The 22,452-nt window shown below is 58.2% G+C and carries 20 protein-coding genes; 12 read left to right on the forward strand and 8 right to left on the reverse strand.

Annotated features, from left to right (window positions below; translation table 11 throughout):
- Window positions 1–102 precede the first annotated feature (102 nt).
- The 7 genes from IWX87_RS03230 to IWX87_RS03260 all read left to right on the forward strand — a co-directional run bounded on the left by IWX87_RS03230 (window position 103) and on the right by IWX87_RS03260 (window position 6,809).
- Window positions 103–699: a hypothetical protein gene (locus tag IWX87_RS03230; protein ID WP_196862075.1), complete on the forward strand. Its 597-nt coding sequence runs from the start codon at window positions 103–105 to the stop codon at window positions 697–699.
- Window positions 700–702: 3 nt separating this feature from the next.
- A complete protein-coding gene (locus IWX87_RS03235) occupies window positions 703–1,236 on the forward strand; it encodes a TlpA disulfide reductase family protein (protein ID WP_280757792.1) in 534 nt (177 codons plus the stop codon).
- Window positions 1,237–1,575: 339 nt separating this feature from the next.
- Window positions 1,576–2,031: an acetyl-CoA carboxylase biotin carboxyl carrier protein gene (gene accB, locus IWX87_RS03240; RefSeq protein WP_196862076.1), complete on the forward strand. Its 456-nt coding sequence runs from the start codon at window positions 1,576–1,578 to the stop codon at window positions 2,029–2,031.
- A 73-nt stretch (window positions 2,032–2,104) separates the two neighbouring features.
- Window positions 2,105–3,454 (forward strand): acetyl-CoA carboxylase biotin carboxylase subunit, encoded by a 1,350-nt coding sequence (gene accC / locus IWX87_RS03245; RefSeq protein ID WP_196862077.1) that lies wholly within the window; start codon window positions 2,105–2,107, stop codon window positions 3,452–3,454.
- A gap of 320 nt (window positions 3,455–3,774) precedes the next feature.
- The gene (gene prmA / locus IWX87_RS03250) at window positions 3,775–4,665 is read left to right on the forward strand and encodes a 50S ribosomal protein L11 methyltransferase (RefSeq protein ID WP_196862078.1); all 891 of its coding nucleotides are present in this window, start codon (window positions 3,775–3,777) and stop codon (window positions 4,663–4,665) included.
- A 66-nt stretch (window positions 4,666–4,731) separates the two neighbouring features.
- On the forward strand, window positions 4,732–5,889 hold the full coding sequence (locus IWX87_RS03255; RefSeq protein WP_196862079.1) for a zinc-ribbon and DUF3426 domain-containing protein: 1,158 nt from the start codon (window positions 4,732–4,734) through the stop codon (window positions 5,887–5,889).
- A 17-nt stretch (window positions 5,890–5,906) separates the two neighbouring features.
- A complete protein-coding gene (locus tag IWX87_RS03260; protein WP_196862080.1) occupies window positions 5,907–6,809 on the forward strand; it encodes a carbohydrate kinase family protein in 903 nt (300 codons plus the stop codon).
- Window positions 6,810–7,045: 236 nt separating this feature from the next.
- Here IWX87_RS03260 and IWX87_RS03265 read toward each other — a convergent pair whose 3' ends face one another.
- The 8 genes from IWX87_RS03265 to IWX87_RS03295 form a co-directional block, all read right to left on the reverse strand.
- On the reverse strand, window positions 7,046–7,669 hold the full coding sequence (locus IWX87_RS03265; RefSeq protein ID WP_196862081.1) for a histone: 624 nt from the start codon (window positions 7,667–7,669) through the stop codon (window positions 7,046–7,048).
- A gap of 206 nt (window positions 7,670–7,875) precedes the next feature.
- Window positions 7,876–9,042 (reverse strand): ribonucleotide-diphosphate reductase subunit beta, encoded by a 1,167-nt coding sequence (locus IWX87_RS03270; protein ID WP_196862082.1) that lies wholly within the window; start codon window positions 9,040–9,042, stop codon window positions 7,876–7,878.
- A 153-nt stretch (window positions 9,043–9,195) separates the two neighbouring features.
- On the reverse strand, window positions 9,196–12,105 hold the full coding sequence (locus IWX87_RS03275; protein ID WP_196862083.1) for a ribonucleoside-diphosphate reductase subunit alpha: 2,910 nt from the start codon (window positions 12,103–12,105) through the stop codon (window positions 9,196–9,198).
- Window positions 12,106–12,546: 441 nt separating this feature from the next.
- Window positions 12,547–13,146 carry a 1,6-anhydro-N-acetylmuramyl-L-alanine amidase AmpD gene (gene ampD, locus IWX87_RS03280; protein WP_196862084.1) on the reverse strand — a complete coding sequence of 200 codons (600 nt, stop codon included), beginning with the start codon at window positions 13,144–13,146 and terminating at the stop codon, window positions 12,547–12,549.
- On the reverse strand, window positions 13,133–14,581 hold the full coding sequence (locus IWX87_RS03285; RefSeq protein WP_196862085.1) for a sigma-54 dependent transcriptional regulator: 1,449 nt from the start codon (window positions 14,579–14,581) through the stop codon (window positions 13,133–13,135). Before IWX87_RS03285 ends, ampD begins: the two co-directional genes overlap by 14 nt.
- A 6-nt stretch (window positions 14,582–14,587) precedes the next feature.
- Window positions 14,588–16,201 carry a PAS domain-containing sensor histidine kinase gene (locus tag IWX87_RS03290; protein ID WP_231374550.1) on the reverse strand — a complete coding sequence of 538 codons (1,614 nt, stop codon included), beginning with the start codon at window positions 16,199–16,201 and terminating at the stop codon, window positions 14,588–14,590.
- Between the two features lie 105 nt (window positions 16,202–16,306).
- Entirely contained in the window at window positions 16,307–16,549 is a 243-nt protein-coding gene (locus IWX87_RS19850; protein ID WP_231374549.1) for a PP0621 family protein, read from the reverse strand.
- Window positions 16,546–17,346: an inner membrane protein YpjD gene (locus tag IWX87_RS03295; protein WP_196862087.1), complete on the reverse strand. Its 801-nt coding sequence runs from the start codon at window positions 17,344–17,346 to the stop codon at window positions 16,546–16,548. The genes IWX87_RS19850 and IWX87_RS03295 overlap by 4 nt, the downstream gene beginning before the upstream one ends.
- 76 nt (window positions 17,347–17,422) lie before the next feature.
- Here IWX87_RS03295 and ffh point away from each other — a divergent pair, with 76 nt between their 5' ends.
- The 5 genes from ffh (at window position 17,423) to IWX87_RS03320 (ending at window position 22,422) form a co-directional block, all read left to right on the forward strand.
- Entirely contained in the window at window positions 17,423–18,781 is a 1,359-nt protein-coding gene (gene ffh, locus IWX87_RS03300; RefSeq protein WP_196862088.1) for a signal recognition particle protein, read from the forward strand.
- A gap of 1 nt (window position 18,782) precedes the next feature.
- On the forward strand, window positions 18,783–19,106 hold the full coding sequence (locus tag IWX87_RS03305) for a hypothetical protein (RefSeq protein WP_196862089.1): 324 nt from the start codon (window positions 18,783–18,785) through the stop codon (window positions 19,104–19,106).
- 224 nt (window positions 19,107–19,330) lie between these two features.
- Window positions 19,331–20,524 (forward strand): hybrid sensor histidine kinase/response regulator, encoded by a 1,194-nt coding sequence (locus IWX87_RS03310; protein WP_196862090.1) that lies wholly within the window; start codon window positions 19,331–19,333, stop codon window positions 20,522–20,524.
- A 3-nt stretch (window positions 20,525–20,527) separates the two neighbouring features.
- A complete protein-coding gene (locus IWX87_RS03315; protein ID WP_196862091.1) occupies window positions 20,528–20,947 on the forward strand; it encodes a hypothetical protein in 420 nt (139 codons plus the stop codon).
- A complete protein-coding gene (locus tag IWX87_RS03320) occupies window positions 20,944–22,422 on the forward strand; it encodes an ATPase domain-containing protein (RefSeq protein WP_196862092.1) in 1,479 nt (492 codons plus the stop codon). The genes IWX87_RS03315 and IWX87_RS03320 overlap by 4 nt, the downstream gene beginning before the upstream one ends.
- Window positions 22,423–22,452 lie beyond the last annotated feature (30 nt).

Consider the following 22,452-nt stretch of genomic DNA (forward strand, 5'->3'; position numbering starts at 1 on the left):
GACGCGGCCCCAATGTAGGCACAATTGCTTTGAATGCCTTCGGGCTGACCTTCAAATCCCTGACCCTTCGCGCTTGGCTCTGCAGGCCAGCCAACCTTTAAATTGAATACCCTCAAATCAGAAATTGCCGCCACCGCCGCCGCGCTGGTGGTCGAAGAAGGACTGGAATACGGCCCGGCCAAACGCCGCGCGCTCAAGCAGATGGCTTTGCCGGCGCGCACCGCCTTGCCCGACAACGGCGAGATGGAAGACGCCGTGCGCGAATACATCGCGCTGTTTTGCGCTGACACCCAGCCAGCCGAACTGGCTGCGCTGCGCGAGCTGGCGCTGGTATGGATGCAGCGCATGGCGACGTTCCGGCCTTACCTGGCCGGCGCAGTCTGGCACGGCACCGCGACCCGGCTGTCCGACATCTATATCCAGCTGTTTTGCGACGATCCGAAATCGGCAGAAATCGCGCTGATCGAGCACAACGTCGATTACGAGCCGCGCACCGTGACTGGCTTTACCGGCGGCAGCGTCGAGGCGCTTTCCCTCAGCAGTCTGTGCCAGGCGCTGAATGAAAACATCGGCGTTCATTTGATGGTCTATGACCATGACGACCTGCGTGGCGCCTTGCGACCCGATGCCAAAGGCCGTACGCCGCGCGGCGACCTGGCCGCCGTGCAAAAATTGTTGTCCACTTCTTCAGGAGCTTGATTCGTGAATCGCAGAAACATGCTGTATGGCGGCGTTGCCGCTGCCGCCGCCCTGGCCGGTGCCAGCGCTGCCTGGTGGAAATTTCAGCCGCACGCGTTGAGCGGCCCCTCGGCCCAGGCCGTGAGCGATGCTTTCTGGGCTGCCAGTTTTGACACGCCCGACGGCAAGCCCTTGCCCATGAGCAGTTTTCGCGGCAAGTTGCTGATGGTCAATTTCTGGGCCACCTGGTGTCCGCCCTGCGTGGAAGAACTGCCGTTGCTGGACTTTTTCTACCAGGAAAACAAGGACAAAAACCTTCAGGTGGTCGGCTTGGCAGTGGACCAGCCCAGCGCGGTGCGCACCTGGCTGCAGACCCGTCCGCTGAATTTCCCGGTGGGCATGGCCGGCCTGGGCGGAACCGAGTTGAGCAAGTCGCTCGGCAACACATCGGGCAGCCTGCCCTTTACCGTTGTTTTCAGCCCTGCCGGCGCGCTGCTCCATCGCAAGATCGGCAAGGTGACGCCTGAAGAACTGGTGCAGTGGACGCATCTGGTCTGATGGCTGCGTGAGTCTGGGCTTCGACGTATTTGGTCTTGACTTGAAGCGCGCAAGGCGCTGGATTCGCCAGTCGGCAGGTTTTGACGGCATCGGTTTTTGTTCCGGTGTCCAAAAACTGTTGGCTTTGCCGGATACACCTTAAGGTACACTTTGGATTTTTTCGACGCCATGGCTTATCCGGGTTGCCTGATAATTGTTATCCAATGGGTGCGGTAAACCGAAATAAAAGAAAGTAAGCGAAGGAAGAGTAAAGATCGGCCCGTTGCGCCATCTTCTTCTTCATTCAAACCGCGCGTCCAGGGACCGCAAGCCAGCCTCCACCTTCGTTGGGAAGAATCTATGGATCTAAGAAAACTCAAAACCCTGATCGACCTTGTCTCAGAGTCCAATGTGTCCGAACTTGAAATCACCGAAGCCGAAGGCAAGGTGCGAATCGTCAAGTCCAGCGGCGTTCCGATGATGATGATGCAACAGCCCGCCATGAACATGGTTCCCAGCCATCAGGTTCAATCAGTCGCCCCACAGGCTCCTGCGCCCGATGCCCCGGCGACGCAAGCGGCTGGTTATGCGATCAAGTCGCCGATGGTCGGCACCTTTTACCGCTCGTCGAGTCCTGGCTCCAACGCCTTTGTAGATATTGGCAGTGTGGTCAAGGAAGGCGATACGGTTTGCATCATCGAGGCCATGAAGATCCTCAACGAGATTGAAGCCGACAAGTCCGGCACCATCACGAAAATCCTTTCTGAAAACGGCCAGGCCGTCGAATACGGCCAGCCCCTGTTCATGATTGAGTGATCGGGCCTGTTGCCCTTTATCGCCAGACCGGCTAGATCGCCGGCCCCATCGGCCAGACCAGGTACTTTGACGCATGTTTAAAAAAATACTGATCGCCAACCGCGGCGAGATCGCCCTGCGCATCCAGCGCGCCTGCCGTGAACTCGGCGTCAAGGCCGTGATGGTTTACTCCGAAGCCGACCGCGAGGCCAAATACATCAAGATGGCCGACGAAGCGGTTTGTATCGGACCGGCGCCGTCGGCACTGAGCTATCTAAACATGCCGGCAATCATTTCGGCGGCTGAAGTGACCGACGCCGAGGCGATCCATCCTGGTTATGGTTTTCTGAGCGAGAACGCCGATTTTGCCGAACGTGTCGAGAAAAGCGGCTTCAAGTTCATAGGCCCTTCGCCCGAATCGATCCGCTTGATGGGCGACAAGGTGTCTGCCAAGCAGACCATGCTGAAAGCCGGGGTGCCCTGCGTTCCGGGTTCCGAAGGCGCCTTGCCGGCTGATCCGGCTTTTATCAAGCGGGTGGCCAAGCAGATCGGCTACCCGGTCATCATCAAGGCCGCTGGCGGCGGCGGCGGACGCGGCATGCGCGTGGTGCACACCGAAGCCGCACTGCTCAATGCTGTGCAGATGACCAAGGCCGAGGCCGGCGCGGCCTTTGGCAATCCGGAGGTCTACATGGAGAAATTCCTGCAGAACCCCCGGCATATCGAGATCCAGATTCTGGCCGACCAGTACAAGAACGCGGTCTGGCTGGGTGAGCGTGACTGCTCCATGCAGCGCCGCCACCAGAAGGTCATCGAGGAAGGCCCGGCACCCGGCATTCCGCGCAAGCTGATCGAGCGCATCGGCGCGCGTTGTGTAACGGCGGTCAAGAAGTTTGGCTACCGTGGCGCGGGCACTTTCGAGTTCCTCTATGAAGATGGCGAGTTTTATTTCATCGAGATGAACACGCGTGTCCAGGTCGAGCATTCGGTCACTGAATGGATCACCGGCATCGACATCGTCAAGACGCAGATCATGGTGGCGGCTGGCGAGCGCCTGCCTTTTGTCCAGCGCGACATCCAGATCCGGGGGCATTCCATCGAATGCCGCATCAACGCCGAAGACCCGTACAAGTTCACGCCTTCGCCAGGACGCATCACCAACTGGCACCCGCCGGGTGGCCCGGGCGTGCGTGTGGATTCGCACATTTATTCCAACTATTTCGTGCCGCCCAACTACGACTCAATGATCGGCAAGATCATTGTTCACGCCGACACGCGCCAGCAGGCGCTGGCGCGCATGAGCGCTGCCCTGGGTGAAACCGTGGTGGAAGGCATCAGCACCAACATAGCCCTGCACCGCGAACTCATGGTGGACGCCAAGTTCATGGACGGCGGCACCAACATCCACTACCTTGAAGAATGGCTGTCGAAGCGCGAGAGATGACGCCCCCACGGTCGCTCACTGCGTGTGCTTCCTGCCCCCCGAGGGGGCCGCTGCGCCTGCGGTCTGGCAAAGCCAGCCCCGCGGCCCTGGCTGGGGCGGAATGCCCTTACAGCCGTTCACTGCGTGTGTCTCCTTCTCCCCAAGCGGCCTGGTGCGCCTGCGGTCTGGCAAAGCCAGCCCCGCGCGGCCCTGGCTGGGGCGGAACGCCCTTGCAGCCGTTCACTGCGTGTGTCTCCTTCTCCCCAAGCGGCCTGGTGCGTCTGCTGTCTGGCAAAGCCAGCCCAGCAGCCTTGGGTTTAGCAAACTGTTTTGGATAAATGATGTTTGAAATGATTTTGCTGGCGCCTGTGGATGAGGTGGAAAACCTCAGCGACGCGCTGTATGCCCTGGATGCGCTCAGCGTTTCGGTCGAAGACGCCGACGCCCACACGCCGGCCGAGCAGGCGCTGTTTGGCGAGCCTGGCATGCCGCCGCCCAAGGCGGGCTGGGAACGCTCGCGCATCGTGGCGCTGTTTGCCACCGAGGCACTTGCCCGCGATGCAGCAAACCTCTTGCAGATGCAGGATTTTTTTGCTGGCTGCCAGTTGGTTGCGATCCAGAACGTCCCCGAGCAGGACTGGGTGCGGCTGACGCAGTCGCAGTTCACCCCGGTCGAAATCACCTCCGAATTCTGGATCGTGCCGACCTGGCATGAGCCACCGGCGCAGGCAAAACAGGTGATCCGGCTCGACCCGGGCCTGGCCTTTGGCACCGGAACGCATCCGACGACACGTATGTGCCTGCGCTGGATTGCTGGCCAGGGCGCTGCCGGTAAATCACTGGGCCGGGTGCTTGACTACGGCTGTGGCTCCGGCATCCTGGCCATTGGTGCTGCCAAGTTTGGCGCTAAAGAAATAGATGCCGTCGACATTGACGAGGCGGCGGTGGAATCGACCCGCGCCAATGCCCAGGCCAATCACGTTCAATTGCAGACCGGTCTGCCCGACAAGGCCATGGGCGCATATCAGACAGTGCTGGCCAACATCCTGGCGACACCTTTGCGGGTGCTGGCGCCGTTACTCTGCGCGCATGTCCAGGCCGGTGGCAAACTGGTGCTGGCAGGTATTCTGGATCGTCAGGCGGATGAGTTGAAGGCCGCCTACCTGCCTTATTGCAAGCTTGAAGTCCATGATGCGCAGGAAGGCTGGATCTTGATGACGGCCCAGTTTTGAGTCTGTCGGCCTAACCCGGCCTCAGGCACGGGTTGTCTCCGGGAATTTTTCAATCTATTACGCCCGATGAGCCAGATCACCCGCTGTCCCGCCTGCGCCACGATGTTCAGGCTTGTTGCCGACCAGCTCAGGTCGGCGCAAGGCTGGGTGCGCTGCGGCCAGTGCGGTGAAGTGTTTGAAGCATCGCTGCACCTGCTTGTGGACGGTACGAGCGGTACCAGCGAGATGGAGGCTCTGCCATCCACCCTGCATGGCTTGGCGAATAAACCCCCCATGCCGCCTGACAAAGTACCCCAGTTTTCGAAGGTCGATCATGCCGCTGGCTTGCCACATGAACCCAGTGCCAGTCCCGAAAGTGGTGATCCGGCCGCGCCTGGAGCTGCACGGGATGAGGATTTCGCGGGCACTGCGGCTGACGCAGCGCTGATGCAGCCTGCCGGTCTAGAACATCGCGATGTTTCTGGCTGCATGCCTTTGCCTGGCGAAAAACCGTCCATGCCGGCGAGTCCGGCAGGCTCTGAAGCTGTCAATCCTCTGGCTGGAAATGAAGAGCGGCATGAACCGGCATTCAACGCCGATGGCTTCGGTTTCAAGCCCTTTGGCTCGCCACCGCATCCCGGTGGACCAGAATTCCCGCCTGCTTCAGTGAAGCAGGATTCGCAAACATTTCCCGACGTGTCTTTCGTGCGTGAAGCGCAGCGCAAGGATTTCTGGAAGTCGCCCTTGGTTCGCACCGTGCTGGGCGTGATCTGCCTGGTGCTGGTACTGGCATTGATGCTGCAATGGGTTGTCCGGCAAAAGGACCTTCTGGCTGCGCAAGCGCCGCTGCTGGCCCCCTGGCTTCAGGCCATGTGTCGTCCCCTGGGTTGCGAAGTCCTGCCATTGCGGCGCATTGAAGCGTTGGTTATAGAAAACTCCAGCTTTAGCCGGACTGGTCCCGATGCCTATAGGCTAAGCTTCACTTTCAACAATACTGGCAATGCGGAGCTTGAAATCCCGGCGCTGGAAGTCACCCTCACTGACAGCCAGGACCAAGTCGTGGTGCGCCGGGTGGTGATTCCGAGCGAGTTTGGGACCACGGCCACCACGCTCGCTGCCTACTCGAGGCTGCCTGGCACTTTGGCCCTGAAAGTCGCCGGCACTGGCGCACAAGGGTCTGCAGCTCCGGCGCAAGCCGGTTTGCTGCCGGTGGCAAGCTACCGTATCGTCGCTTTTTATCCCTGAACTGAATCGAGAACTAAATGTCTTCTGTAATTTGCGGCTCGCTGGCCTTTGACACCATCATGGGCTTCGAGGGCCGGTTTGCCGAGCAGATCCTGCCCGACCAACTGCACATTCTGAACGTGTCGTTCCTGGTGCCGGCGCTGCGCCGCGAGTTTGGCGGCTGTGCGGGCAACATCGCCTACAGCCTCAAGCAACTGGGAGGGTCGCCATTGCCCATGGCGACGGTAGGCAACGACGGCGCCGACTATCTGGCTCGCATGCAGGCGCAGGGCATCAGCACCGAGTTTGTTCGCGTGGTTGATGATCTTTACACTGCGCAGGCCATGATCATGACTGACCGCGACAACAACCAGATTACCGCGTTTCATCCTGGCGCCATGATGCAGGCCCATGTCACCCGGATCGAGGCGCGCAGCGACATCAAGCTGGGCATGATCTCCCCTGATGGCCGCGATGCCATGCTGCAGCATGCAGAACAGTTCAAGGCCGCCGGCATTCCCTTCGTTTTTGATCCGGGGCAGGGTCTGCCGATGTTCGATGGCAAGGAGCTGGCGCATTTTGTCGATTTGGCAAGCTGGGTCACGGTCAATGACTATGAAGGCCGGATGCTGTGCGACCGGACCGGCTTGTCGTGCGCCGAGTTGTCACGCCGTGTGCGCGGCCTGCTGGTGACGCTGGGCGCCGAGGGCTGCGAAGTCTGGGTCGATGGTGCTAAGACGCTGGTTCCAGCGGTCAAGGCCAGTGCGCTGGTGGACCCTACAGGTTGCGGTGACGCCTTTCGTGGCGCGCTGCTGTTTGGACTGGAACAAGACTGGCCGTTGGTCCGTTGCGCGGCGCTGGGAAACCAGATGGGTGCATCCAAGATTGCCAGCCGAGGCGGACAGAACTATTCAGTGAATTTGAATGAAATAGGTGTTTAGCGCAACAGCCATAAGCGCTCACAGCTATAAAAAATATAGCATTGAATCTGATGCTTGAACATCAGCGGGTTTGGCAGAATATTTTTTCTGTAAATCGTCAACGCTACGCCAAACCGAAGCCTGCGACTCGCCTGCTGGCGATGCTGAAGCCGCAAAGGGCATGTCGATATAAAAGAATGAATTGAAAAAGCCCGACGTTTTGCAACATCGGGCTTGAGGCACAAGACCTGAACGAATTAAGGCTTGCTGCCCTTTGGGAAAGGCCAGGAGGCTTGCGGGCTGATAGTTGTCTGAGCGGTGGGCGTGGTTACCGGCGTCTTGACTGCAGGTTTTTTCTCGGATTTCTCGATTTTTACCTCTTTTACCGCCTTTACAGCTTTTTTTGCTGCGGGCTTTTTTGCGGCTTGAGCGGTTTCAGCAGGCTTGGTTTCGATCTTTTTTGCAGCGGGTTTTTTAGCTGCTGCGGCTTTAACGGCTGGCTTCTCAGTCGCCACCGCTTTGACCATTGCCGTCACAGGCAGCACTTTTTTAGCTGCTGCTGATTTTGCAGGAGACTTTGCCGGTACGGCTTCAGTTGCCTTGACCGCGGTTTTTACTGCTGCCTTTTTGGCCACTGGCTTGGGAGTCGCAGCGGGTTTTGCGGCTGGTGCGGGTGAAGCCGCAGCCTTTTTCGCTGAAACTTTTACAGCCGCTTTCTCTGGTGCCTTGGCAGGTGTTTTTGCCGTAGTCTTTTTAGCCGACGGCTTGGACGCCGCAACTGTTGTTCCCGCCGGTGCGGGCGTCGCCGCAGTTGTCACTTTTTTTGCTGCTGCTTTCGCAGGAGCGGCTTTCTTTGCCGCTGGTTTTTTCGCAGTTGCCATGGTTTTCTCCTCGATCAGTTTGCAAAAAGCACTTCGTCTGGAGTACAGACGAAACGATTCGCAGCATGAGGCCTTCGGATTGCCGAACCCCATACCGCAAACACAGGCGCAACGGTCCCTGCGCACTCTGGGGTGCTGGCTTGGACTGTTGCGAATTTAAAAATCATTATTGTGTGGGCCTTGTGCTTTTTGTCAATCGTGTGCTGTTAATCCCAGGAAAGGGCGCCGCCAGACTGATATTCGATCACACGGGTTTCAAAGAAGTTGCGTTCTTTTTTCAGGTCAATCATTTCGCTCATCCAGGGGAACGGATTTTCCTCATTGGGGAAAAGCGTTTCGAGTCCGATCTGCGTAGCACGCCGATTGGCGATGTAGCGAAGATAGCCTTTGAACATAGAGGCGTTGAGGCCCAGCACGCCGCGTGGCATGGTGTCTTCGGCATAGCGATATTCAAGTTCTACGGCCTTCATGAACAGTTCGTTGATCTCGGCCTTGAACTCAGGCGTCCAGAGGTGGGGGTTTTCCAGCTTGAGCTGGTTGATCAGGTCAATGCCAAAGTTGCAATGCATCGACTCGTCGCGAAGGATGTACTGGTACTGCTCAGCTGCGCCAGTCATCTTGTTTTGCCGGCCGAGTGCCAGAATTTGTGTGAAGCCGACATAAAAGAACAGTCCTTCCATCAGGCATGCGAACACGATCAGCGACTTGAGAAGCGTTTGGTCTGCTTCGGGTGTTCCCGTCTTGAAGGTCGGATCTGAAATCGCTTCGATGAACGGGATCAGGAACTGATCCTTGTCCTTGATGGACTGTACTTCGTTGTAGGCGTTGAATATCTCGGCTTCGTCCAAACCCAGCGACTCTGTGATGTATTGGTAGGCATGGGTATGGATGGCTTCTTCGAAGGCCTGGCGCAGCAAAAACTGGCGGCATTCGGGCGCGGTGATGTGACGGTATGTGCCCAGAACGATATTGTTGGCCGCAAGCGAATCGGCCGTGACGAAAAATCCGAGGTTGCGCATGACGAGACGACGCTCGTCATCGGTCAAGCCGTTCGGGTCTTTCCACAGTGCGATGTCGCGGGTCATGTTGACCTCCTGGGGCATCCAGTGGTTTGCACATGACGACAGGTATTTTTCCCAAGCCCATTTGTATTTGAACGGCACCAGTTGGTTAACGTCGGTCTGACCATTGATGATGCGCTTGTCCGAAGCATTGACGCGCTTGGCTTTTGCGGCAGGCGCAGGCACTTCAACCGCTGGCTGGGTTGAAGGAGCGAAAGAAGGGAGCGGGACCTCCGCTGAGCGGCCGGCTGGCAAGTCGCTCGGGTGGGGAATCTGCAAAGATGGTTTGACTTCTTCGTCCCAGGTCAACATAGGAAATTCCAATACTTGAAGATTATGAAAGCAGCGGTGAAAAATGAAAAGTGTTCATTCAAACCGCTGCAGGTTTTGTTGCGCAATTGCAGCGGGTTTTTGCGTCTTATTCAAAAAAGAACGAAAAATTCCGGTCAGCAAACCGCAGCTTTTTTATTGACAGGCTTCGCAGCCTGGATCATCAATCGCGCAGAACTTGATGTCGGTTGCAGGCGACGCGCTCAACTGGGCTTGCGCTGCTGCAGCTGCCTTGTCAATAGCGCTCATGCTTGCCGCCTTGGACTGTGAACCCGAGGACACCGAATTCATTTTGCCAGCAGTGACAGTTGATTTTTCGACATGCGTGGCACTTTGGGTACGCAGGTAATAGGTTGTTTTCAGGCCTCGAACCCATGCCAGCTTGTAGGTTTCATCCAGCTTCTTGCCCGATGCACCCGCCATGTAGATGTTGAGCGACTGCGCCTGGTCAATCCATTTCTGGCGGCGCGATCCGGCTTCCACCAGCCACGACGTTTCAATTTCAAATGCCGTGGCGTACAAAGACTTGATGTCCTGGGGCACGCGGTCGATCGGACGCAACGAACCATCGAAATGCTTCAGGTCCACCACCATCACATCGTCCCATAGACCGAGCTTTTTCAGATCACGCACCAAGTAGTTGTTGATGACGGTAAATTCACCCGATAGATTGGACTTGACCGACAGGTTGCCAAAGCAGGGTTCGATGCAGGCATCGACACCAATGATGTTGGAAATCGTCGCGGTGGGGGCAATCGCCACGCAGTTCGAGTTGCGCATACCGTCTTTTGCGATCTTCTGGCGCAGCGCGTCCCAGTCGAGCGTGGAGGAGCGGTCCACTTCGACATAGCCGCCGCGTTCATTTGCCAGCATGTCGAGCGTGTCGAGCGGCAGGATGCCCTTGTCCCACAGCGAACCCTTGTAGCTCGCGTACTGGCCGCGTTCCCTGGCCAGTTCGGTCGAGGCCCAGTAGGCGTGGTAGCAGATCGCTTCCATCGACGTGTCGGCAAACTCAACGGCAGCCTGCGAGGCGTAGGGCACGCGCAGCTCATACAGGCAGTCCTGGAAACCCATCAGCCCCAGACCGACCGGGCGATGCTGCAGATTGGAATGGCGGGCCTTTTCAACGGCGTAGTAGTTGATGTCAATCACGTTGTCCAGCATGCGCATGGCCGTGGTGATGGTTTTTTTCAGCTTGTCATGGTCGAGTGCGCCGTCTTTCAGGTGCTGGACCAGGTTGATCGAGCCTAGGTTGCAGACAGCGGTTTCTGTTTCGCTGGTATTGAGCGTGATTTCGGTGCACAGATTGGACGAATGCACGACACCGGCATGCTGCTGGGGCGAGCGGATGTTGCAGGCGTCCTTGAAGGTGATCCACGGATGACCGGTTTCAAACAGCATCGACAGCATCTTGCGCCACATGTCAGTGGCCTGCAGCTTGCGCGACGGCTTGAGTTCGCCGCGCTCGGCGCGTGCTTCGTAGGCAACGTAGGCCTTTTCAAATTCCTGACCGTACTTGTCGTGCAGGTCAGGCGTGTCGGAGGGCGAAAACAGCGTCCAGCTGCCTTTTTCCATCACGCGGCGCATGAACAGGTCGGGAATCCAGTTGGACGTGTTCATGTCGTGCGTGCGGCGGCGATCGTCGCCGGTGTTCTTGCGCAGTTCCAGGAATTCCTCGATGTCCAGGTGCCAGGTTTCCAGGTAGGCGCAGACCGCGCCTTTACGCTTGCCGCCCTGGTTGACTGCCACGGCGGTGTCATTGACCACTTTCAGGAAGGGCACTACGCCTTGCGATTCGCCGTTGGTGCCCTTGATGTGGGCGCCCATGGCGCGCACGGGCGTCCAGTCGTTGCCCAGGCCGCCGGCAAACTTGGACAGCAGCGCGTTTTCCTTGATGGCGTCGTAGATGCCGCCCAGGTCGTCGGCCACGGTGGTCAGGTAGCACGACGACAGCTGCGAGCGCAGCGTTCCGGCGTTGAACAACGTCGGTGTGCTCGACATGAAGTCGAACGACGACAGGATTTCGTAGAACTCGATGGCGCGCTCTTCGCGGTTTTGCTCATTAAGTGACAGACCCATGGCCACGCGCATGAAGAATGCTTGCGGCAACTCGATTCGCTGCTTGCGAACATGCAGAAAGTAGCGGTCAAACAGTGTTTGCAGGCCAAGGTAGTCAAACTGCAGGTCGCGCTCGGGCTTGAGCGCCGCGCCCAGGCGGGCCAGGTCGAACTGCTGGAGCTTTTCGTCGAGCAACTCGTTCTTCACACCCTTGGCGATAAATTCCGGGAAATACGTGACGTAGCGGCTTGCCATGGCTTCATGGCTGATTTCCTCGCCCAGGACCTCCTTGCGGATGGTGTGCAGCAGCAGGCGCGCGGTGGCATAGGTGTAGTCCGGGTCTTTTTCGATCAGCGTGCGGGCAGCCAGGATGGACGCTTTGTAAACCTCTTCAATGGGCACGCCGTCGTACAGGTTGCGCATGGTTTCCGAAACAATCGGGTCAGGCTTGACGTCGCTACCCAAGTTGGCGCACGAGGCTTCAATCAGTGCTTGCAGGTTGCGAATGTCCAGTGCCACCCTTTTCCCGCCATCTGTGACATGCAGCAGCGGCGCTGCGGGCGCCTGGTTTTGCAGTTGTTTGGCGCGTTCCTGATTGTGCTTTTCGCGGTACAGCACATAGGCGCGGGCGATTTCGTGGTGACCACCACGCATCAGGCCGAGTTCTGCTTGATCCTGCACATCCTCGATGTGGAACGTGCCGCCGCTGGGGCGCGAGCGCATCAGGGCGCGAACCACGGCCTGGGTCAGGGTATCGACCGTTTCACGCACGCTGGCCGATGCCGCGCCTTGCGTGCCATGAACCGCCAGAAAAGCCTTCATCATGGCCACGGCGATCTTGTGCGGCTCAAATGCCACGACCGAGCCGTTGCGGCGAATGATCTGGTAGTTGGCAAGTGCTCCGCCAATGGGTAACTCGGTATTCCGAGCAGAGCTGCCGACGGGATCGCTGGATGAACTAGGCACGGCGTAGGGTGCTGTTTGCATGATTTCCTCTGAATTTGTTGTGGTGAGCAAGTGATGTGCGGGATCAGTAAAAAAGAAGAAGCTTGTCGAAAATCAGTGTTTGAAAGGACTGATTTTTTCTTCAATTCCGTGTCAAGGCCAAAATGGGCCAATGGATGGTTAGGCACTATACCTAGTGTCTGAAGCCGCTGCAACCACTACAGGTAGTGTATCGCTGCTGGGTGTTGTCGATATCCAACCTGGCTTTTTTATTGTTTCTTGACAGATTCCCATCGCATTTGTTTTTCGTAAAACAGTGTGCAGGCCTGATGAAATCAGGCTTTTCGACAGCAGGGCAAGCACTGGCGCGGCTTTGCGCCGGTTTTGGGTTGTAGACGCTTGCAAAGCCTCAGCAGGCAGGGCCTGCAAAAGAGTCGCATCGGACACGCGCAAGGACACAGAATCGCTAAAAGGAAAATATCCTCAAGCAATCTGGGGGAAATACCGATTGGGCAATGCCAGGGAATCTTGTATCAAGCGCCAGTCAAAGCCGGACCCAGGATCAAATTTTCGCCCCGGCGCAACATGCTCATGTCCGGCGATATACGCCACCGGGTAGGCTTGAAGAAGCGCTGCGCACAGGCTGGCAAGTGTTTCGTATTGAGGCGCTTCAAAAGTGCCTCCTTCCAGTCCTTCGAGCTCAATGCCAACGGAGTCGTCATTGCATTGGTTTCGTCCCCGGTAAGCGGAGTGGCCGGCATGCCAGGCGCGGTCGTCACAGCTGACAAATTGCCAAAGTGCGCCAGTGCGGCTGATGAAAAAGTGCGCCGAAACCTCAAGTCCCCGGATGCCCTGGAAGTAGGGATGCGCGTCCCAGTCGAGCTGGTTGGTGAACAGGCGCTGCACATTGCCGTTGCCGAATTCCCCCGGCGGCAGGCTGATCGAGTGAATCACGACCAAATCAATTGACCCTCCAGCAGGTCGCTGGTTGACGTTTGGCGACGCCATCACCCTCGCGTGCCGGTACCAGCCGTGCTGCCACAAGCTGGTGTCCGGCAACAGGCTTGCTTCAGGCAAGGTCATCGAGGGCTTCAGTCGTATCGTCGTGGCCTGGCGTGATGATTCCCAGGCGGGCAATGCGGTAGCGGATCTGGCGCAGACTCAGGCCCAGCCGGATGGCAGCCGCCGTGCGGTTGAAGCCGGTTTCCTGCAATACCTTGACCAGGATGCTTCGTTCCTGCTGGTCCAGAAAGTTCTGGAGATTTTCCGGAACGACAACCGACTGCTCGGGTGGCGTGTCAAGCTGCGTCAGATTGTCTTCACCCAAGGCAACAGCCCGGTGCAAAATATTTTCCAGTTCACGGACATTGCCATTGAGTGGCAGCGAACGCAGATGGGTGAGCATGGCAGGATTCAGCTGGGGCATGTCCAGGCTTGACTCCTGGCAGATTCTGGTCAGCAGGGCGTTGCAAAGCGCTGGCAGATCCTCCAGTCGTTCGCGCAGCGGCGGCACCATGATCTCGATCACATTGAGCCGGTAATACAGGTCTTGACGAAAACTGCCAACTTCGACCCCTGATGCCAGGTCCTTGTGGGTGGCGCTGACGATGCGCACATCGACCATGTCCTCTTGCGGCGAGCCCAGCGGTCGCACGGTGCGCTCCTGGATTGCCCTGAGCAGCTTGGACTGCATGGCCAGCGGCAGGTCGCCAATTTCGTCGAGAAACAGCGTTCCGCCCTTGGCTGCCTGAAAGTAGCCCAGCCGGTCCTGCGACGAACCGGTATAGGCACCCTTGCGTGCGCCAAAGAACTCGGCTTCGAGCAGGTTTTCGGGAATCGCACCGCAATTGACAGCCACAAAAGGGTGGGCTGCGCGGTGACTGCAACCATGCACGGCACGCGCCACCAGTTCCTTGCCTGTGCCGGATTCGCCACGGATCAGCACTGGCGCCATACTGCCGGCGACCTTCACAATACGCGATTTCACGGCTTGCATCACAGGCGATTCGCCAACCAGCTTTTGCAGGATGGCCGCCGCGTCAGCCGGTTTTCCAGGCGCTGGGGGCGCAGCGCCGGCCATCGCACTGCGGCTATCGGTCTTGGCCAGTGCCGGGTTGATGTTTCGGGTTTCCTGCACGGCTGATGCCACCACACTGCGGAACTGCTTGAGATCCACCGGTTTGGTGAGATAGTCGAAAGCACCGGCCTTCAGGGCCTCTACTGCATTTTTAGCCGAACCGTGCGCCGTGATGACCACGCAGCGTTCTGCCCGTTGCTGTTGGGCCAGTTCGCGCAGCAGTTCAAGCCCTAACCCGTCAGGCAGGCGCATGTCAGTGATCACCGCATCGAAGCGGGCAGCTTCGAGATGTTCACGAGCCTGTTGAAGCGTGCCGGCGGCTTCTACGTGGTAGCCCTGCCGAAGCAGCGTCAGCTCGTACAGGGTGCGCAAGTCGGGCTCGTCGTCAAGGATCAGGATGCGGGCGGGTGAGGGTGAGGAGGCGGGTGCTTGCGAGTTCATGATTTTTCAGACAAGTACAAAATCCATGCTTGACAGCTCGGTGCGCAGGCGCTGTGAAGCAGGCCGGAACATGACAAAAAACTCATTGCCCTGGATATGGTTTCGCAACACACGCTGGTAACCGATCTGTGCGCCGTAGCGTTCGCACAGTTCGCGGCAAATATACAGTCCCAGCCCGGTGGAGCGGCTTTCAGACGAGAAAAAAGGCTCGAACAGATGGGCCTGGACGCTTTCCTCCAGCGTCTGTCCATCGCTCCAGACCGCCAGCCTGGCCTGACCTGGCGCCACCAGCTGGGTGCTGACTTCAAGCCCCTGGGCTGCGCCACTGGTGTAGCGCAGTGCGTTATCGAGCAGGTTGAGCATCAGGCGCCGCAAATGGTCGTCGTCAAACCCGACTTCCGTATTTTCGCAGTCAGTGCAGATACGCAATTGTCCGTTAACCGCATTTTGCCGGACCCAGTCATTCGCAATGCGCATTACCGCTTCATCAAGCCGCAGACTGGTGGTTTGCGGTGCCGGAATTTCCTGCTGCGCACGCGAGATATCCAGTATTTCATCAACGATTTTTGCCAGACGCTTGGCATTTTGACCAACGATGTCGGTGAGCTGGCGCTGATCGGCCGCTTGCAGGTCTTCTTCAAGCAGTGCATTGGCCTGTGTGATGGCGGCCAGCGGATTGCGAATTTCATGCGCCACTGCCGTAGACATGCGCCCCATGGCGGCCAGCTTCTCGATACGAACGCGTGCCTCCATTTCGCGCAGGTCTTCCAGAAACATCACGCACAGGCTTTCATGCGAACCGTCCCTTGAATCAGTCAAGCGCGAACGAACCTGCAGCCGTCGGGTGCTCAGGCCTGAATGGACGAGATTGATGTTGCTTTCTTGCACCGAATGTTGCGCAAAAGTATGCTGCATCAGCTCGACCAGGGGTTGCCAGGCTGTGTGAGCTGCCAGTCTGAATGGCACTGGGTAAGAGGTTTCCTGTGCTGCCAGCAATCGTCGTGCCGCAGGATTGGCGGAGCGTACGAAGCCGTTGCCATCCATGACAAGGACACCTTCTGCGAGTGTGGCAACCACCAGTTCATTGACCTGTATCTGCATGCGGGCAGCCGACTGGCTTTCCCTGGTCAGTTTTTCTTCCCGCGCCAGCCGCATGGCCAGCTGGTTGGCAAGCAGTGCCACAAGAAAAAATCCGGAGCCGCTCAAGGCTGCCTGCAAAAGCGCGGCATTGACTTCACCACCGCTTGGCACAGAACGCCATGCGGCGTCGGCCAGCAACAGCAGCGTCACGCTGGCTGCCGTGCCAAAAGCCAGCACGATGGGGCCAAGCACCGAGGCCAGCAACACCGGCAGTGCAAACAACGGGGTGTAATTCAGTGCGCTTGCCTGAAAAAAGTTGAGCAGCGAAAACGCCATCACATCCACGCCGATGGTCAATACCCAGAGCGCGTCAAACGTACAGCCCTGCGGACGGGGATGCGCCCAGAAACGAACGGCGAGTGTTGCGCCAAGATAGACGATACAGATGGCCTGCGTCCAGTGGTTCAACGGCGTACCCAGTGCCTGAAGCGCTTCCTGCAAAATGACCAGCACGGATGCGATGGCAATTCGGGCGTTCATGAACACACCCCAGAGACGTCTGAAGGAGCCTTGCGCGGTTTCCGGTTTCCAGGCGCCCGCCGCGCTTTTGACTGTGTTGCGCCAGAACAGTGCTGGCCGTCTCATCTAGGCTTTGGCTTCACGGCGATGTGCCTCACTGCAGTAAAAGCCGTCACGCCCGATCAGGGCTTCCGACTTGGGCAGGTGAATATGGCAAACACCGCAGGCAACCATTTCCGTCGCTTTTTTTTCTTCTGAAGACTTGCTGGGCGCACGACCCGGCGGCACTGCCTTTTTTTGACTCGGCCGGCCGCTGCGCCAGATCCAGAAAACCACCAGTATCAGGAGAATGACGAGCAAATACTTCATGGCCGCCTCAGGATGACTTCAAGTACAAAGCGCGAGCCGGCATAGCTGAGCAGCAACAGCCCGGCGCCCAGGTAGAGCACGCGAACGGCCTTCAGGCCGCGCCAGCCCAGCCGCGCGCGCCCAATCAGCAAGCCTGCAATGACGGCCCACGCCAGCAGCGAAAAAATTGTCTTGTGGTCCCACTTCCAGCCCAGGCCAGGGCCATACAGGGTTTCGGCAAACAGCCAGCCCACCAGCAACGTGGCCGACAGCAATACGAAGCCGGCTTCAACAAAGCGAAAGGTCAGTCGTTCCAGTGTGAGCAGGGGAACACCGGTGTCACTTTGCGCGGCCTGGCGGATGGCGCGCTCGGCCCGCACCATCAGCCAGCCATGCACGACCGCTGCCGCAAACAGGCCGTAGGAAGCAATACCCAGGGCCCAGTGCAGAGGCAGGAAAGGCGAGGCGATCACATGGTAGGAGGTACCAGGAAAAAATACCGACAGCATGACGGTGGCGCTGCCCAGTGCGGCCAGCGCCCAATGCGCCTGAAGCTGCGGAAACAGCCTGCGTTCCACCGCATACACCGTCAGCACCAACCAGACCGTCATCGACAGCGCCGGGGCAAAACCAAAGCGTGGCGGCGTGCCCAGCAGGGCTTCGACCAGTGTCAGCGCATGCAGCCCCCAGGCTGCCAGCAGGAGGGCGCGCAATGGGCTTTCACCCAGCCGGGGTGTCGCCACTGCAAGCACTGCATAGGCCACGGCCGCACCGGCTGCTGCCCCAAGACCCCATCCATTGCTGAAAGCTAAAATCATGCGCAGAGTTTAGCGCCTGGCCCGGTCTGTTCCGGCCTTTGGCTCCCCCGCAGCGCCCGTTTCAGGACACCACTTCATGGCTACAGCCCTTACCGACAAGTTATCCCGCCTCGTCAAGGAAATGCGCGGCCAGGCCCGCATCACCGAATCCAATGTCCAGGACATGCTGCGCGAAGTGCGCATGGCGCTGCTGGAGGCCGACGTGGCCCTGCCGGTGGTGCGGGACTTCATTGCCCGCGTCAAGGAAAAAGCCATGGGCCAGGAGGTGATGGGTTCGCTCTCACCCGGCCAGGCGCTGGTCGGCATCGTCAGCAAGGAACTCGCCGCCACCATGGGTGAAGGCGTCAGCGACATCAACCTGGCCGCGCAGCCACCCGCCGTCATTTTGATGGCTGGCCTGCAGGGCGCGGGCAAGACCACTACCACTGCAAAACTGGCCAAGCACCTGATTGAAAAGCGCAAGAAAAAAGTGCTGACCGTGTCAGGCGACGTGTACCGGCCAGCAGCCATCGAGCAGCTCAAAGTCGTGACCAAGCAGGCCGGCGCCGAATGGTTCCCCAGCTCGCCGGACCAGAAGCCGGCCGACATTGCCCGCGCTGCCATTGACTATGCGCGCAAGCACTACTTCGACGTGCTGTTGGTCGATACCGCCGGCCGCCTGGCGATTGACGAAATCCTGATGGCTGAGATCAAGGAATTGCACGCGATCCTCAAGCCCGTCGAAACGCTTTTCGTGGTCGATGCGATGCAGGGACAGGATGCCGTCAACACCGCCAAGGCCTTCAAGGAAGCGCTGCCGCTGACCGGCATCATCCTGACCAAGACCGATGGCGACTCACGCGGTGGCGCGGCGCTGTCGGTGCGCCAGATCACCGGCGCGCCGATCAAGTTCTCGGGCACCAGCGAAAAACTAGACGGCCTGGAAGTGTTCGATGCCGAGCGCCATGCTGGCCGCATCCTGGGTATGGGCGACATCGTCGCGCTGGTCGAGCAGATGGCCTCGGGCGTGAACATGGCCGAGGCGCAAAAGCTCGCCGCCAAGATCAAGTCCGGCGACGGCTTTGACCTGAATGACTTTTTAAGCCAGCTTCAGCAAATGAAGAACATGGGCGGCTTGAGCAGCCTGCTCGACAAACTGCCGACGCAGATGGCTGCCAAGGCCGGTGCCATCGACATGGACAAGGCCGAGAAAGACATCAAGCGCAAGGAAGGCATCATCCAGAGCATGACGCCGCTTGAGCGCCGCAAGCCCGATCTCATCAAAGCCACGCGTAAGCGCCGCATTGCCGCCGGCTCCGGCGTTCATGTTCAGGAAGTCAACCGCCTGCTCAACGAATTCGAGCAGATGCAGGGAATGATGAAAAAGATGAAGGGCAGCGGCATGATGAAAATGATGAAGCGCATGGGCGGCATGAAGGGCATGCCGAAGTTTTGAAATGCTGACTTTTAGATCAAAACAGGCCCTGGCGCACTCCGTATATGCGCATGATGCTATTTTTTCAATAGCATCGAGCATTTTTGGTCGTGCAGGCTGCAAAAGCGTCCCAGGTGTTCCGGAACATTCGCAACGCGCTGAAAATGTAGGACAACTGCTCTACGTTATGCCGGCTGATACTCCACACGGGAGACGCATCCTGCGGTTCACTGGCGATGAGTTCATGGGTTTTCCCTTGGAAGTTACGAAAACTCATGTTTCGTCGCGTCCAGGCGCCCAAGCTTTGAAGCAATTCACTCCTGAAACCAAAAGGGTAATGGCTTGACTTTGAAAAAATCATGACCACACTTGACCGTTCGGCGTTTCAAATAAAACTTTCTGTTTGTTGTTGCCGAAATCTGTAAGTGGTTACCCGCTGACTCCCATGAAAATCAGGTTCTACCCTGCGATCATCGGCAGATGGTTTGTTTAAGGAAAGGTCATTGATTGCAGCCACATAAAAATTCCTCCTTTCCAGAAAGCCAAGAAATCCCGCAGGAGCTGGCCAGCATGCTGCGTGAAGCCAATGAGCACTTGGTGATTGCTTCCTTGCGGGCGCAGGATTTGCAGGATCAGGCCGAAGCCTCGGTGGAGCGGCAGACAGAATTCTTGTCGATGCTGGCGCACGAATTGCGCAACCCGCTGGGGCCCATCGCACTGGCGGCCGAAATGCTCGGAAAAATTTCCACGGCCCATCCGCTGCTGCCTGACATCCAGCAAATCATTGCCCGGCAAATCGCCCACATGAAGCGGCTGCTGGAAGACTTGCTCGACGCAGCGCGTGTCAACAGCGGAAAAATCACTCTTGAAAAAGGCTTGCTGGTGCTGAGCGGCATTTTGCAAAGCGCGGCTGAAATCAGCCAGCCGCATTTCCTCAAGCTCGGCCAGCAACTGATCGTTGACCTGCCGGGCGAGCCCGTCACGCTTGATGGCGACGGAGTGCGCCTGTCGCAGGTGTTCTCCAACCTCCTGATCAATGCCAGCAAGTTTTCGCCGCGCCAGGCATCCATCACCGTGTCGGCGCGCCTGTCTGAGGCTGGCACGGTGCGCATTTGCGTGAAGGACCAGGGCATCGGCATTGATCCAAAAGTCCAGCCTTTCATTTTTGACCTGTTCACGCAGGCAAGCAACACGCTGGACCGTTCGCAAGGCGGGCTGGGCATCGGGCTGTCCATGGTGCGTACGCTGGTGCAAATGCATGGCGGCACTGTGCAGGTACGCAGTCAGGGAGTGGGTTGCGGCAGCGAGTTCATCGTTGAGCTGCCAGTGTCCGCACAAGCCATGGCCTCTGAAGCCCACCTGACCATCGATGCCCATCCGGCCCGGCCTTGCCGGATACTGGTGATTGAAGACAACCTTGATGCCAATGCAACGCTCAATAGCTGCCTGACGCTCTATGGTCATGCTGTCGATTCTGCCTACAACGGCCTGGACGGGCTTGCCATGGCAAAAGATGGTCTTTACGACATCGTGGTCTCCGATATCGGCTTGCCGACCATGAATGGCTATGAGGTGATCCGCCGAATCCGGGCGCTGCAGCTGGTGCCCAAGCCTTTCTGCGTGGCCATCACGGGCTACGACCAGCAGGGCTACCTGGTCCATGCCAAGGAAGTGGGTTTCGACCATTATTTGATCAAGCCGGTTTCCATGGAGATGCTGGAGGCGCTGATTTCAAAAAATTTCCCTTCAGACGCCATCACCTGACCCATGGAAAATACTGAACCTACGCGCAGCCAACTGATAGAAGCGGCGCTGACCACGCTTCCTGAAACGGTGGCAAACGTTACCCTGCACCTTTGGGAGCGGCTGGCGCCCCAACTGATTTCAATCATTGGCGAGGGCGGTTTCAAGCCGCTTTACACGCGCAGCCTGCGCCTGGCGTCCAGGCTGCATCCCTGGATTGCGCCAGACCTCACAAAATCTGCCATCCAGGAGCGTTTCACTCACTTGCAGGCCGTCCTTTCGCAGCAGGATGCAGCCGAGGCCCGGTTTGGCAGCCTCGCGCTGTTCACCATTTTTCTGGATGTACTCGCTTCATTGATAGGCGAGGAATTAACAACTCATCTTTTGCACTCGGCCTGGAATGACAAGACTTTCGACACATCCGCTAAGGACTTTCCAAAATGAGTAAAAGAGTAACCATACGCCAACTGCCAACAGGGGTTGCCGGACTGGATGAACTGCTGGGCGGTGGCATACCGGAATTTTCCTTCAACCTGATTGCCGGCACGCCTGGCTCGGGCAAGACCACGATGGCGCACCAGATCATGTTCTCGCTGGCCAACCCGCACCGGCGCGCGCTGTTTTTTACCGTGCTGGGCGAGCCGCCGCTCAAGATGCTGCGTTACCAGCAGCAGTTTCCCCACTTTGACATCGACAAGATCAACACGTCCATCAAGTTTGTCAACCTTTCGGGCGACCTGCTCGACGGAGAGTTTGATCGCGTGCTGGCCCGCATCGTTGAAGAGGTGGAAATCTTTTCGCCCAGCCTGGTGTTCGTGGATTCGTTCCGTTCGATGGTGCAGCCGGTCAGGGATTTCAGAGACGACAGTGCGTGGGGATTGCAGCACTTCATTCAGGCGCTCGGTGTGCAGATGACCAGCTGGCAAGCCACCACGTTCCTGATCGGCGAATACCCGGCGCAGGAAGAAAATTCCAGCCCGGTATTCACCGTGGCTGACGGCATTGTCTGGATGTCCCAGCATGTCCACCGCGACGCGATGGTGCGCAAGCTGCAGGTGGTCAAAATGCGGGGTCAAGCGCAGCGGCCCGGTTTGCACACCTTTCGCATCACCGATGAGGGGGTCGAGGTGTTCCCGCGCGTCATTCTGAAGGACGACGGCAGCCAGAAAAAACAATTACCCAGCAACCAGCGCCTGACGATGGGCGTGCCGCTTCTCGACAAGATGATGGGTGGGGGCCTGCCGGTGGGTTATTCCCTGCTGGTGGTGGGACCAAGTGGCAGTGGAAAAAGCGAGCTAAGCACCGAGTTTCTGGCCGCAGGTGTGCGGCTGGGCGAGTCGGGGGTGATTGCCGCATTTGAAAAAAGCCCCAGCCAGTTGCTCGACAGCCGGCTTCAGAAGCTGATTGAAAGCGGCAAGGTGTCGGTCATTGACACGCGCGCGCTTGACCTGTCCATCGACGAAATCATGCATGACCTGGTCAGCCTGATCAAAAGAACCAAGGCCAAGCGGGTGGTGATTGATTCGCTGTCGGCGTTCGAACTGGCGCTGGCGTCAATTTTTCAAGAAAACTTTCGCGAGTCCCTGTACCGCCTGACGTCGGTGCTGACCAATATGGGCGTGACGGTCTTAATGACCGCCGAGCTCGAAGACCGCTACACCGACCTGCGCTTTTCGTCGTACAGCAATGCGTTTTTGACCGATGCCATCTTGATGCTGCGCTACGTTGAACTTGGCGGGCAGTTCAAGCGCGTGATCTCGGTCGTGAAGGTTCGGGCCAGCAACCACAGCAAAGAAATTCGTTTCTTTGACATCGCCAATGACGGTATCAAGATCGGCAAGGCGCTGACAAATTACCATGGAATCTTGTCGGGCGAGCCCACCTTGCGTGATGAGTCTGACCCCAAAACGCCGGCTTGAGTTGGTGCCGGGAGCCTGCCCTGCATTGGG

The organism is Polaromonas sp. CG_9.7 (genome assembly GCF_015752205.1).
Lineage (GTDB): Bacteria > Pseudomonadota > Gammaproteobacteria > Burkholderiales > Burkholderiaceae_C > Polaromonas.